This is a genomic window from Bacillus sp. TSO22 (assembly GCF_020223595.1).
GTDB lineage: Bacteria > Bacillota > Bacilli > Bacillales > Bacillaceae > Bacillus > Bacillus inaquosorum.
Genome location: NZ_JAHAWO010000015.1, coordinates 72,588 through 90,478 on the forward strand (window position 1 = coordinate 72,588; position 17,891 = coordinate 90,478).

17 protein-coding genes are annotated in these 17,891 nt (G+C 44.2%); 16 read left to right on the forward strand and 1 reads right to left on the reverse strand.

Annotated elements, in window-relative coordinates; all coding sequences use genetic code 11:
• Positions 1–4 precede the first annotated feature (4 nt).
• From mgsA to KHQ79_RS19985, 16 genes are all read left to right on the forward strand, one after another.
• Positions 5–418 (forward strand): methylglyoxal synthase, encoded by a 414-nt coding sequence (mgsA, locus tag KHQ79_RS19910; RefSeq protein WP_019258743.1) that lies wholly within the window; start codon positions 5–7, stop codon positions 416–418.
• Positions 411–1,121 (forward strand): bacillithiol biosynthesis deacetylase BshB1, encoded by a 711-nt coding sequence (gene bshB1 / locus KHQ79_RS19915; RefSeq protein ID WP_004398041.1) that lies wholly within the window; start codon positions 411–413, stop codon positions 1,119–1,121. The genes mgsA and bshB1 overlap by 8 nt, the downstream gene beginning before the upstream one ends.
• Positions 1,118–2,251 (forward strand): N-acetyl-alpha-D-glucosaminyl L-malate synthase BshA, encoded by a 1,134-nt coding sequence (gene bshA, locus KHQ79_RS19920; RefSeq protein ID WP_225516670.1) that lies wholly within the window; start codon positions 1,118–1,120, stop codon positions 2,249–2,251. The genes bshB1 and bshA overlap by 4 nt, the downstream gene beginning before the upstream one ends.
• Before the next feature lie 4 nt (positions 2,252–2,255).
• Positions 2,256–3,449 carry a CCA tRNA nucleotidyltransferase gene (locus tag KHQ79_RS19925; RefSeq protein WP_225516672.1) on the forward strand — a complete coding sequence of 398 codons (1,194 nt, stop codon included), beginning with the start codon at positions 2,256–2,258 and terminating at the stop codon, positions 3,447–3,449.
• A complete protein-coding gene (locus tag KHQ79_RS19930) occupies positions 3,434–4,411 on the forward strand; it encodes a biotin--[acetyl-CoA-carboxylase] ligase (RefSeq protein ID WP_225516674.1) in 978 nt (325 codons plus the stop codon). The genes KHQ79_RS19925 and KHQ79_RS19930 overlap by 16 nt, the downstream gene beginning before the upstream one ends.
• Positions 4,412–4,656: 245 nt before the next feature.
• On the forward strand, positions 4,657–5,490 hold the full coding sequence (gene panB, locus KHQ79_RS19935) for a 3-methyl-2-oxobutanoate hydroxymethyltransferase (RefSeq protein ID WP_060398893.1): 834 nt from the start codon (positions 4,657–4,659) through the stop codon (positions 5,488–5,490).
• A 1-nt stretch (position 5,491) separates the two neighbouring features.
• Entirely contained in the window at positions 5,492–6,352 is an 861-nt protein-coding gene (panC, locus tag KHQ79_RS19940) for a pantoate--beta-alanine ligase (RefSeq protein WP_225516676.1), read from the forward strand.
• A gap of 1 nt (position 6,353) precedes the next feature.
• Positions 6,354–6,737 carry an aspartate 1-decarboxylase gene (gene panD / locus KHQ79_RS19945; RefSeq protein ID WP_019258737.1) on the forward strand — a complete coding sequence of 128 codons (384 nt, stop codon included), beginning with the start codon at positions 6,354–6,356 and terminating at the stop codon, positions 6,735–6,737.
• Positions 6,738–6,862: 125 nt separating this feature from the next.
• A complete protein-coding gene (gene dinG / locus KHQ79_RS19950) occupies positions 6,863–9,658 on the forward strand; it encodes an ATP-dependent DNA helicase DinG (protein ID WP_225516678.1) in 2,796 nt (931 codons plus the stop codon).
• 141 nt (positions 9,659–9,799) lie between these two features.
• Positions 9,800–9,970, forward strand: coding sequence for a YpmA family protein (locus KHQ79_RS19955; protein WP_003225588.1), 171 nt, complete (start codon positions 9,800–9,802; stop codon positions 9,968–9,970).
• An 8-nt stretch (positions 9,971–9,978) separates the two neighbouring features.
• Positions 9,979–10,464 (forward strand): cell wall elongation/penicillin-binding protein regulator TseB, encoded by a 486-nt coding sequence (gene tseB / locus KHQ79_RS19960; protein WP_133487140.1) that lies wholly within the window; start codon positions 9,979–9,981, stop codon positions 10,462–10,464.
• Between the two features lie 22 nt (positions 10,465–10,486).
• Positions 10,487–11,668 (forward strand): aspartate transaminase AspB, encoded by a 1,182-nt coding sequence (gene aspB, locus KHQ79_RS19965; RefSeq protein WP_225516679.1) that lies wholly within the window; start codon positions 10,487–10,489, stop codon positions 11,666–11,668.
• A 141-nt stretch (positions 11,669–11,809) separates the two neighbouring features.
• The gene (asnS, locus tag KHQ79_RS19970) at positions 11,810–13,102 is read left to right on the forward strand and encodes an asparagine--tRNA ligase (RefSeq protein ID WP_029316846.1); all 1,293 of its coding nucleotides are present in this window, start codon (positions 11,810–11,812) and stop codon (positions 13,100–13,102) included.
• A 93-nt stretch (positions 13,103–13,195) separates the two neighbouring features.
• On the forward strand, positions 13,196–13,894 hold the full coding sequence (dnaD, locus tag KHQ79_RS19975; protein WP_004398016.1) for a DNA replication protein DnaD: 699 nt from the start codon (positions 13,196–13,198) through the stop codon (positions 13,892–13,894).
• Positions 13,895–13,912: 18 nt separating this feature from the next.
• A complete protein-coding gene (gene nth / locus KHQ79_RS19980) occupies positions 13,913–14,572 on the forward strand; it encodes an endonuclease III (RefSeq protein ID WP_003225594.1) in 660 nt (219 codons plus the stop codon).
• Positions 14,569–15,063, forward strand: coding sequence for a YpoC family protein (locus KHQ79_RS19985; RefSeq protein WP_225516680.1), 495 nt, complete (start codon positions 14,569–14,571; stop codon positions 15,061–15,063). Before nth ends, KHQ79_RS19985 begins: the two co-directional genes overlap by 4 nt.
• 71 nt (positions 15,064–15,134) lie before the next feature.
• Here KHQ79_RS19985 and KHQ79_RS19990 read toward each other — a convergent pair whose 3' ends face one another.
• The gene (locus KHQ79_RS19990; RefSeq protein ID WP_225516681.1) at positions 15,135–17,885 is read right to left on the reverse strand and encodes a transglycosylase domain-containing protein; all 2,751 of its coding nucleotides are present in this window, start codon (positions 17,883–17,885) and stop codon (positions 15,135–15,137) included.
• Positions 17,886–17,891 lie beyond the last annotated feature (6 nt).

Genomic DNA, 17,891 nt, shown 5'->3' on the forward strand with positions numbered 1-17,891 from the left:
AATGATGAAAATTGCTTTGATCGCGCATGACAAGAAAAAACAGGATATGGTTCAATTCACGACTGCCTATCGGGATATTTTGAGTCATCATGATCTATACGCAACCGGAACAACAGGGTTGAAAATTCAAGAGGCGACAGGTCTTCACATTGAACGTTTCCAATCCGGCCCTTTAGGGGGAGACCAGCAAATCGGTGCGCTGATCGCAGCCAATGCACTCGATCTTGTCATCTTTTTGCGCGACCCGCTGACCGCGCAGCCGCATGAACCGGATGTCTCGGCATTAATCCGTTTATGTGATGTGTATTCCATTCCGCTCGCCACAAATATGGGTACTGCGGAAATTCTTGTCCGCACACTTGATGAAGGTGTTTTTGAATTTCGCAATCTTCTTCGGGGAGAAGAGCCGAATGTATAATGCTGACGTTCTTGCTTTTGGCGCCCACAGTGATGATGTCGAGATCGGAATGGGCGGCACAATAGCGAAGTTTGTCAAACAGGGGAAAAAAGTAATCATATGCGACTTGACCGAAGCGGAACTCTCTTCAAACGGAACGGTCAGCTTACGTAAAGAGGAAGCAGCGGAAGCAGCCCGAATATTAGGTGCAGAAAAAAGAATTCAGCTAACGCTTCCAGACCGCGGTCTGATGATGAGTGATCAGGCAATTCGGGCGATAGTCAGTGTCATCAGGACCTGCCGGCCAAAAGCAGTCTTTATGCCGTATAAAAAGGATCGCCATCCCGATCACGGCAATGCGGCAGCACTGGTGGAAGAAGCAATCTTTTCCGCCGGAATCCATAAATATAAAGACGAAAAAAGCCTTCCCGCGCATAAAGTTAGCAAGGTTTACTATTATATGATAAATGGTTTTCATCAGCCGGATTTTGTCATTGATATCTCGGATACAATAGAGGCCAAGAAACAAAGCCTTAATGCCTACAAAAGCCAGTTTATACCGTCAAAGGATTCAGTTTCAACACCTCTGACAAATGGCTATATCGAGATCGTTGAAGCGAGAGAAAAGCTTTACGGTAAAGAAGCGGGAGTGGGGTATGCCGAAGGTTTCTTTTCCAAACGGATGCTGATGCTTGATCATGATGTGCTTGGGGGCGAACAATGAAAAAACTAAAAATAGGGATCACATGCTATCCGAGCGTCGGAGGCTCAGGTATCATTGCGACAGAACTGGGGAAGCAGCTTGCTGAAAAAGGACATGAAATCCATTTTATCACGTCAAGCATTCCGTTTAGACTGAATACATATCGTCCCAATATTCATTTTCATGAAGTTGAGGTTAATCAATATGCTGTTTTTAAGTATCCGCCGTATGATTTGACATTGGCAAGCAAAATCGCCGAGGTGGCGGAACGGGAGAATTTAGACATTATCCATGCTCACTACGCTCTCCCGCATGCGGTTTGCGCCTATCTTGCAAAGCAGATGCTGAAACGCAATATCGGCATTGTGACCACTTTGCACGGTACGGATATCACGGTGTTAGGGTATGACCCGTCTCTAAAAGATCTGATCCGTTTTGCCATTGAGGCATCAGACAGGGTGACAGCTGTCTCCTCAGCGCTTGCAGCTGAAACATACGATTTAATTAAACCGGAGAAAAAAATCGAAACGATTTATAACTTTATAGACGAGCGCGTGTATCTGAAGAAAAACACAGCGGTGATTAAAGAGAAACATGGTATTTTACCAGACGAAAAAGTCGTCATCCACGTGTCTAACTTCAGAAAGGTCAAACGTGTGCAGGATGTCATCCGTGTGTTCCGGAATATCGCCGGCAAAACGAAAGCAAAATTGCTTTTAGTCGGAGACGGCCCGGAGAAATCGACAGCCTGTGAGCTTGTCAGAAAATATGGATTGGAAAACCAAGTCTTAATGCTTGGAAATCAAGATCGTGTTGAGGAGCTTTATTCCATTAGCGATTTGAAGCTGCTGCTGTCTGAAAAAGAAAGCTTTGGCCTTGTCCTGCTTGAAGCGATGGCTTGCGGGGTGCCTTGTATCGGAACAAACATTGGCGGTATCCCGGAGGTTATTAAGAATAATGTGAGCGGATTTTTGGTGGATGTCGGCGATGTTGCAGCCGCAACAGCCAGCGCGATGCGTATTTTAGAAGATGAACAGCTAAGCAAGCGGTTTACAGAGGCGGCAATGGAAATGCTCAAAAATGAATTTTCTTCACAAAAAATTGTCAGCCAGTATGAACAGATTTATGCCGATTTAGCAGAACCGGAGTGATCACATGGAACAAGTTTTTATCAAAGCGCTTCCCGTGCTCCGCACTTTATTCGAAGCGGGCCACCAGGCTTATTTTGTCGGAGGCGCAGTTCGTGACAGCTATATGAAACGAACGATCGGAGATGTCGATATCGCGACTGATGCGGCTCCGGATCAAGTAGAACGGCTGTTTCAGCGAACAGTTGATGTAGGAAAAGAGCACGGGACCATTATTGTGCTCTGGGAAGATGAAACCTATGAAGTCACTACATTCCGGACTGAATCAGAGTATGAAGATTATAGAAGGCCATCAGATGTGCAATTTATCACATCTTTAGAAGAGGATTTAAAACGCAGAGATTTGACGATTAATGCGATGGCCATGACAGCTGACGGGCAGGTGCTTGATTATTTTGGCGGTAAGAAAGATATTGATCAGAGGCTGATTCGAACCGTCGGAAAGCCTGAGGACAGATTTCAAGAGGATGCGCTTCGCATGCTGAGAGCCGTACGCTTTATGAGTCAGCTTGGCTTTACGCTTTCACTTGAAACAGAAGAAGCGATCACGAAGGTAAAAACACTCCTATCCCATGTTTCAGTAGAGCGAAAAACTATAGAGTTCGAAAAGCTGCTGCAGGGAAGAGCGTCCCGCCAAGCGCTTCAAACGCTCATTCAAACGGGGCTGTATGAGGAACTTCCTGGTTTTTACCATAAACGAGAGAACCTGATTGCGGCGAGTAACTTTCCATTTTTCTTTTTAACATCCCGTGAGGAGCTTTGGGCTGCGCTTTTAATTGACCTTGACATAGACTTGAAAGATGCGCCGCTTTTCCTGAAAGCCTGGAAGCTCCCGGGAAAGGTGATGAAGGAAGCCATTCACATTGCCCATACGTTTGGCCAGAGCCTTGACGCTATGTCAATGTACAAGGCTGGGGAAAAGCCACTGCTTTCAGCAGCCAAAATAGCGCAGCTTAGGCAAAATGAAAAACTGGATGAAGAAAAACTGAAAGACATTCAAAACGCTTATCAAAGCCTGCCGATCAAAAGCCTCAAGGATCTTGATTTCACGGGTAAGGATTTGCTTGCGCTTCGAAACCGGCCTGCTGGAAAATGGGTGTCGGAAGAATTACAGCAGATCGAGCAGGCAGTTGTGACGGGAAAGCTCTCCAATCAAAAGAACCACATAGAGGAGTGGCTGAAGACATGCGGTCAACATTAAGAAAAAATCTTATTGAACTATTTTCTCAGGCCGGAAATGAATTTATTTCCGGCCAAAAAATCAGTGATGCCCTCGGCTGTTCCAGAACTGCTGTGTGGAAGCATATTGAAGAGCTTCGGAAAGAGGGCTATGAAGTAGAAGCCGTCAGAAGAAAAGGATATCGGCTCATTAAAAAGCCCGGGAAACTCAGTGAAAGCGAAATTCGCTTCGGACTGAAAACGGATGTGATGGGCCAGCATCTTATTTATCATGACGTTCTTTCGAGCACGCAAAAAACGGCGCATGAGCTTGCGAATGATAACGCACCGGAAGGCACCCTCGTGGTGGCTGACAAACAAACAGCCGGAAGGGGTCGAATGTCTAGGGTGTGGCATTCTCAAGAGGGAAACGGCATTTGGATGAGCCTGATTTTGCGGCCAGACATTCCGCTCCAAAAAACACCGCAGCTCACACTGCTTGCTGCAATAGCTGTTGTGCAGGGAATAGAAGAGGCAGCAGGCATCCAGACGGACATTAAATGGCCTAATGATATTTTGATTAACGGAAAAAAAACAGTCGGCATCTTAACAGAAATGCAGGCCGAGGAAGACCGCGTACGTTCAGTCATCATCGGGATGGGCATTAATGTTAACCAGCAGCCGGACGATTTTCCAGATGAACTGAAGGACATCGCGACAAGCCTCAGCCAAGCTGCCGGAGAAAAAATTGACCGGGCCGGCGTCATCCAGCATATTTTACTTTGCTTTGAAAAACGGTACCGGGATTATATGAATCACGGTTTTACACCGATTAAGCTTTTATGGGAAAGCTATGCGCTGGGAATCGGCACTAATATGAGGGCCAGAACGTTAAACGGAACATTTTACGGGAAGGCGCTAGGTATAGATGATGAAGGTGTTCTTCTATTAGAAACGAAGGAAGGCATTAAAAAAATCTATTCTGCCGATATAGAATTGGGTTAATGTGTTGGTACAAGCCCGTTGATTTTGGTATACTTCCATTGGGCAGTATCGCCTGCGAACTGCACCTATTATAAAAATAGATAGACATTGCAGCAGTCTGCCTTGATCCAAAAAAGGACTGGGACAGAGGGATGAAACTCGCCGAACTTTAGAAAGTGAAGAATCCTTCTCGTTGTAACGGAAGGTTTTTTGGCTTGTAAAAGAAAACGGCAGCTCATCTCCTCTAAACATGAGGAGGAGAAAACATGAAAACAAAATTGGATTTTCTAAAAATGAAGGAGTCTGAAGAACCGATTGTGATGCTGACCGCTTATGATTATCCAGCGGCTAAGCTGGCTGAACAAGCGGGAGTCGACATGATTTTAGTCGGTGATTCACTCGGAATGGTCGTCCTCGGCCTTGATTCAACTGTCGGTGTGACAGTTGCGGACATGATCCATCATACAAAAGCGGTTAAAAGGGGCGCGCCGAATACATTTATCGTAACGGATATGCCGTTTATGTCTTATCACCTGTCTAAGGAAGATACGCTGAAAAATGCGGCGGCGATCGTTCAGGAAAGCGGAGCTGACGCGCTGAAGCTTGAGGGCGGAGAAGGCGTGTTTGAATCCATTCGCGCATTGACGCTCGGAGGCATTCCGGTAGTCAGTCACTTAGGCCTGACACCGCAGTCAGTCGGTGTATTGGGCGGATATAAAGTACAGGGCAAAGACGAACAAAGCGCTAAAAAATTAATAGAAGACAGTATAAAATGCGAAGAAGCAGGAGCTATGATGCTTGTACTGGAATGTGTTCCTGCAGAACTCACAGCCAAAATTGCCGAGATGCTAAGCATACCGGTCATCGGAATCGGGGCTGGTGTGAAAGCGGACGGACAAGTTCTCGTTTATCATGATATTATCGGCCACGGTGTTGAGAGAACACCTAAATTTGTAAAACAATATACGCGAATTGACGAAACAATCGAAACAGCAATCAGCGGATATGTCCATGATGTAAGACATCGTGCTTTCCCTGAACAAAAGCATTCCTTTCAAATGAACCAGACAGTGCTTGACGGCTTGTATGGAGGAAAATAAGATGAGACAGATTACAGATATTTCACAGCTGAAAGAAGCCATAAGACAATATCAATCAGAGGGGAAGTCAGTCGGATTTGTTCCGACGATGGGGTTTTTGCATGAGGGGCATTTAACCTTGGCAGACAAAGCAAGACAAGAAAATGACGCCGTCGTTATGAGTATCTTTGTGAATCCTGCGCAATTCGGTCCTAATGAAGATTTTGAAGCATATCCGCGCAATATTGAGCGGGATGCGGCCCTTGCAGAAAACGCCGGAGTCGATATTCTTTTTACGCCTGATGCTCATGACATGTATCCTGGTGAAAAGAATGTCACAATTCACGTTGAAAGACGCACAGATGTTTTATGCGGTCGCTCAAGAGAAGGACATTTTGACGGGGTTGCAATCGTACTGACGAAGCTGTTCAACCTTGTGCAGCCGACCCGCGCCTATTTCGGTTTAAAGGATGCACAGCAGGTGGCTGTTGTTGATGGCTTAATCAGCGATTTCTTCATGAATATTGAATTGGTTGCTGTCGATACGGTCAGAGAGGAAGACGGCTTAGCCAAAAGCTCCCGTAATGTATACTTAACAGCTGAGGAAAGAAAAGAAGCGCCTAAGCTCTATCAGGCACTTCAAACAAGTGCGGAGCTGATCAGAGCCGGTGAAAGAGATCCTGAAGCGGTGATAAAAGCTGCGAAAGAAATCATTGAAACGACAAGCGGCATCATTGACTATGTGGAGCTTTATTCCTATCCGGAACTCGAGCCTGTGAACAACATTGAAGGAAAGATGATTCTGGCTGTTGCAGTTGCTTTTTCAAAAGCGCGTTTAATAGATAATATCATTATTGATATTCGAGAAATGGAGAGAATATAATATGTATCGCACGATGATGAGCGGAAAGCTTCACAGGGCAACCGTTACGGAAGCAAACCTAAACTATGTGGGAAGCATTACAATTGATGAAGACCTCATTGATGCAGTGGGAATGCTTCCTAATGAAAAAGTGCAAATTGTAAATAATAATAATGGAGCACGTCTGGAAACGTATATTATTCCTGGTAAACGCGGAAGCGGCGTCATCTGCTTAAACGGTGCAGCCGCACGCCTTGTGCAGGAAGGCGATAAGGTCATTATTATTTCCTACAAAATGATGTCTGATCAAGAAGCGGCAAGCCACCAGCCGAAAGTGGCTGTTCTGAATGATCAAAACAAAATTGAACAAATGCTGGGGAATGAACCAGCCCACACAATTTTGTAGAAGAAAAGCCCCCTTTATCGGGGGTTTTCTTTTAAGATTTTGAGAGTAAAACGGTTTTGCCGCTCCATTTCCGTACAAAACGTGTTACACTTTTGTCGTATGCAAGAATTGAGGTGTCCATTTTAATGAATAAGCAACGGTTCGTTGTTATAGATGTAGAAACAACAGGGAATTCGCCGAAGAAAGGCGATAAAATCATACAAATCGCAGCGGTTGTAATCGAAAATGGACAAATTACTGAGCGGTTTTCAAAATACATTAATCCAAATAAATCCATTCCTGCTTTTATTGAGCAGCTTACTGGAATCTCTAATCAAATGGTAGAGCATGAACAGCCATTTGAAGCTGTGGCTGAAGAAGTGTTCCATTTGCTTGACGGCGCTTATTTTGTCGCCCACAATATCCATTTCGACCTTGGATTTGTCAAGTATGAGTTACATAAGGCGGGCTTTCAACTTCCGGATTGTGAAGTGCTGGATACTGTCGAGCTCTCCCGGATTGTTTTTCCGGGGTTTGAGGGATATAAGCTGACCGAATTAAGCGAGGAGCTTCAACTGCGGCACGATCAGCCGCATCGGGCTGACAGCGACGCTGAAGTCACAGGGCTTATTTTTTTGGAAATCCTTGAAAAGCTGCGGCAGCTTCCTTATCCGACGTTAAAACAGTTAAGAAGGCTTTCGCAGCATTTTATCAGTGATCTGACGCATTTGTTGGATATGTTCATTTATGAAAACAGACATACCGAAATAACGGGCTATGCGCGCTTTTCTTCCTTTTCTGTCAGAGAACCTGAATCTATCGATGGACGTGTCAATGAAGACGGGAACTTCTCATTTGAGATCGAAAATTGGGAAGCGGGAAATGAAAAAGCGCTGTCTGAGTTAATGCCTGGGTATGAAAAAAGAGACGGCCAAATGATGATGATGAAAGAGGTGGCTGAAGCGTTTGCTAATCGTGAGCATGCGCTGATTGAAGCTCCTCCGGGAATTGGAAAAACGATTGGATACCTTATTCCGGCTGCGCTTTTTGCCAAGAAATCAAAAAAGCCGGTTATTATCAGCACGTATTCAACTCTTTTGCAGCAGCAGATTTTGACAAAGGATTTGCCGATTGTCCAAGACCTGTTTCCATTTCCGGTAACAGCGGCAATTTTAAAAGGGCAATCGCATTATTTATGCCTGTATAAATTCGAGCAGGTTCTTCATGAAGACGATGATAATTATGATGCCGTATTGACAAAGGCACAGCTCCTCGTTTGGCTGACAGAGACAAACACAGGAGATGTAGCTGAACTGAATTTGCCTTCAGGCGGAAAATTGCTGTGGGACAGATTGGCTTATGACGATGACTCCTACAAAAGAAGTCGCAATGAGAGTGTGACCGGCTTTTATGAGCGGGCCAAACAGATTGCCATGCGTTCCGATTTGGTGATCACCAACCACTCCCTTTTGCTGACCGATGAAGGCAGCCGGAAAAAAAGGCTACCGGAAAGCGGTACATTTATTATCGATGAAGCACATCATTTTGAACGGGCTGCAAGCGAACATTTAGGCAAAAGAGCCACGTACATAGAATTGCATTCTAAATTGAGCAGAATCGGCACTCTGAAGGAGCAGGGACTTCTAAAAAAGATGAGACAGCTATTTCAGCGAAACAGCCTGCCGGTTGATTCATTTTTCGAATTGGAAGAGTGGATTCAGCACATTCAAGCAGAAAGTGATGCTTTCTTCAGCTCTGTGCATTCTTTTGTCAAACGAAGAAAACCTAAAGAAGACTTAAACCGTCTAGTCTTTAAGGTGAACAAAGAAAGCCAAGATAAAAGCTGGCCGATTTTAACGGATGGAGCGGAGAGGCTTTGTTCCATGCTGACACATTTGCAGCAGCTTTTTGAGGCACAGTCTGCCCTGATGGAAAAACACCTCACTAGTATGAAGAACAAAACCGTCTTTTTAGCCGATGAATATCAAAGAAGCATGAAAGGTTTGCAGCGTTACTGTCAAACGTTGCAGAAGCTGTTCTTTGAGTCTGATGACGATGAAGCGGTTTGGATTGAAATAGACGCAAAGGGAGCAAAAAATGCGGTGGCCATTTACGCACAGCCGCTTGAACCTGGTGAACTTCTGGCTGATCAGTTTTTCGCGCGCAAAAATAGTGTGGTGCTAACATCTGCAACTCTTACTGTCGAAGGTTCTTTTCAATTTATGATTGAACGACTGGGACTGGGTGACTTTTTCCCGCGGACCATGAGAATTGAGTCGCCTTTTTCTTACGATGAGCGCATGCGTGTGATGATTCCAAAAGAAATGAAATCAATTCAAGATACGGGGCAAATTGAATTTATACAGGATACGGCCCGTTATATCGAGCTAATGGCAAAGGAAAAACAGCCCAAAATCCTTGTGCTGTTTACATCCCATGATATGCTGAAAAAGGTTCATCAGGTGCTTAAGCAAGCGATAAGTGCTTCCGGAATTCAGCTCTTGGCACAAGGAATTACAGGCGGAAGTCCCGGCAAGCTGATGAAAACTTTTAAAACATCCAATCAGGCGATCCTGCTTGGCACAAATCACTTTTGGGAAGGCGTTGATTTCCCTGGTGATGAGCTGACAACAGTAATGATCGTGAGGCTTCCATTCCGGTCCCCTGATCATCCGCTTCATGCTGCGAAATGTGAGCTTGCCCGTAAAAAAGGGCTGAATCCGTTTCAAACAGTATCACTTCCGGAAGCTGTGCTGACCTTTAGGCAAGGAATCGGCCGTTTGCTGCGGACAGCGGGGGACAAAGGGACGATTGTCATTTTGGACAGACGGATTAAAACGGCTGGTTACGGCCGGCTGTTTCTTGATGCCCTGCCGACAACCTCCGTATCTGAAATGACTGACAGCGAGCTTGAGGCTTATGTTGCAGGGAAAAATGAATAAAAGCCGCATAAAGCGGCTTTCCGGTGTGGGAGTAGGATGGTGTTTTATTTAAAAGCGGTTTTGCCGCTCTGTGATACTAGTATGGCGTGTCCTGAAATGGAGTATGACTAACAATATTTGTTCAAACTGGAGGATGAAATAATGGAAAGCAAAATCGAAATTCTTTCAACAATTAATGTAGAGCATTCTGATGACCTGTATAAAATTGTAGACACACTGAATCGGACACTGAAAAGAGACAATCTGATGTTCGGCCTTGCGCTGGATGAAGAAAACAAAAACCAAGCCGTTTTTACCATTTATCGTACGTAGGTGAGAAGATGAGAAAAAAAGCATTAATATTTACCGTCATTTTTGGTATTATTTTTTTAGCAGTACTTCTTGTCTCGGCAAACATTTATAAATCGGCCATGGCACAAAAGGAAGAGGGGCACGAAGCAGCAGCTGCTGAAGCTAAAAAAGAAACCGATCTCACCAGCGTTGATCAAGTCGAAACATTTGTCGGAAAAGAAAAATATTATGTCGTAAAGGGAACGGACAAAAAAGGCAGCAAATTATATGTCTGGGTTCCTGCTGATAAAAAAGCAAAAATTCTCTCAAAAGAAGCAAAAGAGGGAATCTCGGAAGACAAAGCGGCGAAAATCATACAGGATGAAGGGCTGGTTTCAAAGCAAAAAGAGGTTCACCTGGCAAGGGAAGGAAATGTCCTGCTTTGGGAAGTAACGTACTTAGACAAAGAAGGTCAATACAGTTTAAGTTATGTGGACTTTACAACTGGAAAGATTCTCAAAAATATCACGCCTTAAGACGAATTAGGGGGAGTTCAAGTTGAAACTGGCAAAAAGAGTATCCGCATTAACACCATCTACCACACTGGCAATCACAGCAAAAGCGAAAGAACTGAAAGCGGCAGGCCATGATGTCATCGGCCTAGGGGCCGGCGAACCAGACTTCAATACACCGCAGCACATTATTGATGCGGCTGTGCGTTCAATGAACGAAGGCCATACGAAGTACACGCCATCAGGTGGTCTGGCTGAACTAAAAAACAGCATTGCAGAGAAATTTAAACGTGACCAGAATATTGAATACAAACCGTCTCAAATTATTGTCTGCACTGGTGCCAAACATGCTCTGTACACCCTTTTCCAAGTGATTCTGGATGAAGGAGATGAAGTCATTATTCCAACGCCTTACTGGGTAAGCTATCCAGAGCAGGTGAAACTCGCTGGCGGAAATCCTGTTTATGTAGAAGGGCTTGAGGAAAATCATTTCAAAATTTCTCCTGAACAGCTGAAAAATGCGATCACAGAAAAAACAAAAGCGATCGTCATTAACTCTCCAAGCAACCCGACTGGTGTCATGTATACGGAAGAAGAGCTGTCTGCGCTTGGTGAAGTGTGCCTTGAACATGACATCCTGATTGTGTCTGACGAAATTTATGAAAAACTTACATACGGCGGAAAGAAACACGTTTCCATAGCACAGCTGTCTGACAGACTGAAAGAGCAAACGGTTATTATTAACGGCGTGTCGAAGTCACACAGTATGACGGGCTGGAGAATCGGTTATGCGGCTGGGTCTGAAGACATTATTAAAGCAATGACTAACCTAGCAAGCCACAGCACGTCAAACCCGACATCAATCGCCCAGTACGGAGCAATTGCTGCCTATAACGGGCCTTCTGAGCCGCTGGAAGAAATGAGAGAAGCATTTGAACATAGATTAAACACAATCTATGTAAAGCTCATAGAAATCCCTGGGTTCAGCTGTGTGAAGCCGGAAGGCGCTTTTTACTTGTTCCCGAATGCAAAAGAAGCAGCTCAATCTTGCGGTTTCAAAGATGTAGATGAATTTGTTAAAGCGCTTCTTGAGGAAGAAAAAGTTGCGATTGTTCCTGGATCCGGATTCGGCTCTCCTGATAATGTCCGTCTTTCTTACGCAACATCGTTAGAACTTCTTGAAAAAGCAGTTGAAAGAATCAAACGATTTGTAGAAAAACATAGCTAACAGATCAAAAAGCGGCTGACAGAAAAGCCGCTTTTTATCTGCATTGACCCGGTTAGTTAAGAGCGGGTATAATAAAGTGATGATAATAGAGTTCGGGGCAATGAGCTTCCGAATGTCTTTCTTGTTTTGGAGGGAAATATGTTGAAAACAACAATCAACCAGGTGTACAAGCACGTAGGTGAGGAAGTAACGATCGGAGCTTGGGTCGCTAATAAGCGTTCAAGCGGGAAAATCGCATTTTTACAGCTGCGGGACGGTACTGGCTTTATTCAAGGTGTCGTAGTAAAAGCGGAAGTGGAAGAAAGCATTTTCCAAACAGCTAAATCAGTGACGCAGGAAACGTCACTCTATATAAAAGGGATTGTCAAAGAGGACGAGCGTTCTCCGCTTGGTTATGAACTAGCTGTGACAGGTATTGAAGTCATTCACGAAGCTACTGATTATCCAATTACGCCAAAAGAACACGGTACGGAATTCTTGATGGATCACAGACATTTATGGCTGCGTTCAAAACGCCAGCATGCGATCATGAAAATCCGTAATGAAATCATTCGCGCGACTTACGAATTCTTTAATAACGAAGGCTTCGTAAAAGTGGATCCGCCGATTCTGACTGGAAGCGCACCTGAAGGAACAACAGAGCTCTTTGCGACAAAATACTTTGATGAAGATGCTTACCTGTCTCAAAGCGGTCAGCTCTACATGGAAGCAGCGGCAATGGCTTTAGGAAAAGTATTCTCATTCGGGCCGACATTCAGAGCGGAAAAGTCTAAAACAAAGCGTCACTTGATCGAATTCTGGATGATCGAACCGGAAATGGCGTTTGTAGAATTTGAAGAAAACCTTCAAGTACAGGAAAATTACGTTTCTTTCATTGTGCAATCTGTTCTTAAGAATTGCAAAATTGAATTAAACACATTAGGAAGAGACACGTCAAAACTTGAGCAAATCAAAGCTCCGTTCCCAAGAATTACGTATGATGAAGCGATTGATTTTCTGAAAGAAAAAGGCTTTGACGATATCGAGTGGGGAGACGACTTCGGAGCGCCTCATGAAACAGCGATTGCCGAACACTATGACAAACCGGTTTTCATCACTCGCTACCCGACTTCCTTAAAACCGTTTTATATGCAGCCGGCTTCTGACCGCGAGGATGTCGTGCTTTGCGCTGACCTGATTGCGCCGGAAGGCTATGGAGAAATTATCGGCGGATCTGAACGGATTCACGATATGGAACTTTTGGAAGCGCGTCTTAAAGAACATGGACTGGATTCTGACGCGTATAAATGGTATGCTGAACTTAGAAAATATGGATCAGTTCCTCATTCCGGCTTCGGCCTTGGATTAGAGCGGACAGTAGCTTGGATCAGCGGAGCGCCTCACGTTCGTGAAACCATTCCGTTCCCAAGACTATTAAACCGTCTGTATCCGTAATACATTCAAATGAAACAAAAAAAGAGTCTCCTGCAAGGGAGACTTTTTACAGTAAAGGGGATATCACGATCCTTTACAGTAAGAGGTGTAACGATGAAAAAACATCAATTTATTGATATGCAGGAACAGGGGACGTCAACAATTCCCAATCTTCTGCTCACGCATTATAAACAGCTCGGGCTTAATGAAACAGAACTTATTCTGCTGCTGAAAATTAAAATGCATTTAGAAAAAGGATCTTATTTTCCTACACCGAATCAGCTGCAGGAAGGTATGTCAATTTCTGTTGAGGAATGCACAAACAGATTACGGATGTTTATTCAAAAAGGTTTTCTGTTCATTGAAGAATGCGAAGACCAAAACGGCATCAAATTTGAGAAGTATTCGCTTCAGCCTTTATGGGGGAAGCTGTACGAGTTTATACAGCTTGCACAGAATCAAACACAGGAAAGAAAAGCAGAAGGGGAACAAAAAAGCCTTTATACCATTTTTGAGGAAGAGTTCGCCAGACCGCTATCACCTTTAGAGTGTGAAACACTGGCTATCTGGCAGGACCAGGACCAGCATGACGCACAGCTGATTAAACACGCGTTAAAAGAGGCTGTACTATCAGGAAAACTCAGTTTCCGCTACATTGACCGGATTTTGTTTGAGTGGAAGAAAAACGGGCTGAAAACTGTGGAGCAGGCAAAAATCCACAGCCAAAAATTCCGGCGGGTACAAGCAAAGCAGAATGAACCGCAAAAAGAGTATAAAAGGCAGGTTCCTTTTTACAATTGGCTTGAACAATAAAGTGAAAAGGTGACAATCGTGTTAAATCTAAAACAAATTGAATTCTGTTTAGACAAAATAGGCGACATGTTTCCCCACGCGGAGTGTGAACTGGTTCATTCCAATCCTTTTGAATTAGTGGTGGCAGTCGCTTTATCTGCGCAATGTACAGATGCACTTGTAAACAGAGTGACCAAAACATTATTTCAAAAATATAAACGGCCGGAAGACTATTTGGCTGTTTCGCTGGAAGAGCTTCAGCAGGATATTAAATCAATCGGTTTGTACCGTAATAAAGCGAAAAATATCCAAAAACTGAGCAAAATGATTATTGAAGATTACGGCGGAGAAGTGCCCAGAGACCGTGATGAGCTTGTCAAACTGCCAGGTGTCGGAAGAAAGACCGCCAACGTCGTGGTATCCGTTGCCTTTGGCGTGCCGGCCATCGCCGTGGATACCCATGTGGAGAGAGTCAGCAAGCGTTTGGGAATCTGCCGGTGGAAGGACTCGGTGCTGGAAGTTGAAAAGACGCTGATGCGCAAAGTGCCAAAAGAAGACTGGTCCGTTACGCATCACCGGCTTATTTTCTTCGGCAGATATCATTGTAAGGCGCAGTCTCCGCGCTGTGCGGAATGTCCGCTGCTTTCTCTATGCAGGGAAGGGCAAAAGAGAGATAAAAAAGGACTGGTGAAACGATGACGCAAGCAAAAGAAGTGTTGGCTTCCTATGAAAAAGACTTGCGCAGTCTCAGCCAGCTGAGCTTCTCGGATATGAAAGAAGCCTTGCGGATCAATCCCCTGTATTTTGATTATTGCACTAAATCTGAAGGCGTTTTGCCATGGGAGGACAGCGGCAAGTACGTTCCGCATTTATTTGAAGTGTGGGATGACATCAAAGCATCACTTCTCCCAGTCTTTCAAACACGAAAATCGAGATGTGACCAAAACGAAATGCTAAAGGGCATTGTGTGTTTGCTGGCTTCGTTTCACTGGACAGCAGGCGAGCGGGTGAAGTCGCTCGATTGGTTAGAACTGACGAAGAAATCATTTCCCGCAAAGCCGATCAATTGGGCTGAACGGGTGGAGTTTATTCTCCTGAAGCCGACTCAATACCATTGCTTTATTCAGCTTGATGAGCTGTTTACTGAAATGAAGAAGCATTTTTATAAATATCATGCGATGAATCGATAAAAACCTCCCCTTGAAAGGGGAGGTTTTTTCTAAAAGAAAAAAGCCATCACCTAAAGGTGATGGCTTTTTGTTTAATTTGTTTTTTCAGTTGTTGATGATGAGTTCGTTTGTGTTTTGTCGGTAGTGTCTGTTTTGTTTTTATTTGGATCAGAACCTGATGAATCATTTGTATCTGGGTTCGAATTATCATCCGACGTATCCTGATTGTTGCTATTGTTGTTGCTGTTATCGTTAGATTGGTCTTGGTTACTGTTGTCGGACGGATTGGTGTTCGTGTTGTCTTGTTTTTTGTCTTGATCGTTTGTTGAATCATCTGTCTGATCTTGATCCGTCTGGCTGTCATCTGTTTGAGAATCGTCAGTTTGTGTGTCATCCTGAGTCTTCTCATCATCTTGATTTTCATCATCCGTTTGTTGCTGATCTTCTTTATCTTCGTCGTCTTCAGCTTTCGGCACTTCATAGGATGTGGAAGCTGTACTTTTGCCATCATCACTGACGGCTGTCACTTCGAATTTGTATACAGATCCTGGCTGCACGCCTGAAATGACTGCCTCTTTTGCAGAGCTGTTTTGAATTTCTGAGTAGCTGCCGCCATCAACAGATTGCTTAACAGCAAAGGTCGCATCTCCGTCGTAATTCCAGCTTAATGTCAATGATTGATTGTCTTTATCATATTTTACACTTAAACCAGACAGTTTTTCTGTTTCTTCTTTTTCTTCTTTCTCATATGTTTTAGAAACAGTAGAAGGAGCTGTGCCTTTTACAAAGTACTCTGTGAGCTTTTTATCGCTTGGCGTATTAGGTCCTGCCAGTTTTGCAGGGTTAGAGCCTTTTTCTACAGTGGCTTCCACTACGCTGTCAGGCTTCTCGAATGATCCGCTTCCGTCATCGACATCGGCGATGAGTTGGGCGAAGATGCGCTTGGCAACTTTTTGCTCTTCAGTTGAAAGAGATTTCTTTCCAGCTTCGTTTTCTTCCATCCCCGTCCAGACGGCTGCCGTATATTGCGGTGTGTAGCCGACGAACCAGGAATCTCGAGCGCCGTCGCTTGCGATATTGTACCTTTGGATTTCACTTTCTTCAAAGTTAGTCGTTCCTGTTTTTCCTGCTACTTCCACACCAGGTACTTGTGCAAGCTTCCCAGTACCTGTATTAACAGCTGTTTTTAGCATATCTGTAATCATAAACGCCGTATAATCGCTCATGGCTGACTTTGATTTTGGTGTTAAGTCAAGCTTCGTGCCATCGTTAAATTCGATAGACTTTACAAAATGCGGTTCATTATATGTTCCATTATTTCCGAACGCGCTGTATGCTCCAGCCATTGTCAGTGAAGAGACACCAACATTGCCTTTTCCGAATCCTCCAATAGAGTAGGATTCATAGACAGTATCTTTATTTAATCCCAGTCCAAGTCCATTAGCAAAGTCTACTGCCGTATCTTTTCCAACTGCTTGGAATGCTTTTAAAGCCGGAATGTTACGAGATTGGGCAAGTGCTTCACGCATAGACATGAGTCCTTTATACGAGCGGTCAAAGTCACGGATAGGTGTTCCATCTGAATACGTGTAAGCCGAGTCGTCTATTTGCTCGTAAGTAGACCATTTTTTATTTTCAATAACCGGACCGTAGTCGAGAATAGGTTTAATGGTAGAACCAGGCTGTCGTTGAGCTTGGGTCGCGTAATTGTAGCCGCCAACTGCAGAATCTCTTCCGGCGCCAATCGCGCGGACTTCTCCGGTTTTTGTATCGAGAAGTGTAACGCCGCCCTGCATGCCTTCAGTAAATCCGACAGTGTCTCCGTCCATTAATTCATCTAGTTTGTCTTGTGCTTTTGTATCTAATGTCGTATAAATCTTTAATCCGTCAGCGGATGGATCGACATCAGATTTTTCATCAATTTCTTTCATGACTTCTTCAACAAACGCGCTGTATTTGTTTGAACTTGCTTTTTCATATTCCTTCTGTGACACAACGCCTTCGTCTTTCATTGCTACATTTTTCGCTTTGTTATATTGAGAATCAGAAATAAATCCTTGCTTTTTCATCAGACTGAGTACGATGTTCCGTCTTTTTTCCGCTTTATCCGGGTTTTTAACGGGATTGTACGCTGTCGGGCTTTGCGGCATACCCGCAAGTGTCGCAGCTTGTTCTACAGTCAATTTGCTTAAATCTGTGACGCCGAAAAATTCTTCCGCCGCTTTTCCGATTCCGTATGCTCTAGGAGAAAAATAAATCCGGTTTAAATACATTTCTAAAATTTCATCTTTAGAGTAATTGCGCTCCAGCTGAATTGAAAGCCATACTTCCTGTACCTTCCGTTTCAGTGTCTTCTGATGTGAAAGAAGGGAGTTCTTGACGACCTGCTGGGTGATCGTACTTCCGCCTTCAGCTCCGAAGCCGTCTTTAAAGTTGGCAACTAAGGCGCCTCCGATACGGACAGGATCAATCCCGTGGTGCTCATAAAAACGCGCGTCCTCTGTCGCGATAAAGGCTTCTTTTACAACATCGGGAATTTCATCTATCGAGACGTAGGTCCGTTTTTCGGCACCGACTTCAGCGATTTCTTTTCCATTTTTATCGTATATTGTTGATGAATAAGGCGTCTTCAATTTGCTTTCGTCTAGTGATGGCGCATCTGAAACCATGACGGCAAATGTAACGGCACCGCCGACTATGCCTAAAACAAACAGAATGAGTAAAGTGAAAAGAGTCTTTTTAAACAATCCGCCTTTTTTTCGTTTCTTGCCTTTTTTCGGTGAAGGACTCGATTTGCTGTTCGCTTTTCGTCGAGCTTCACGGCTGTTAAATTGATCTGACATAAACAT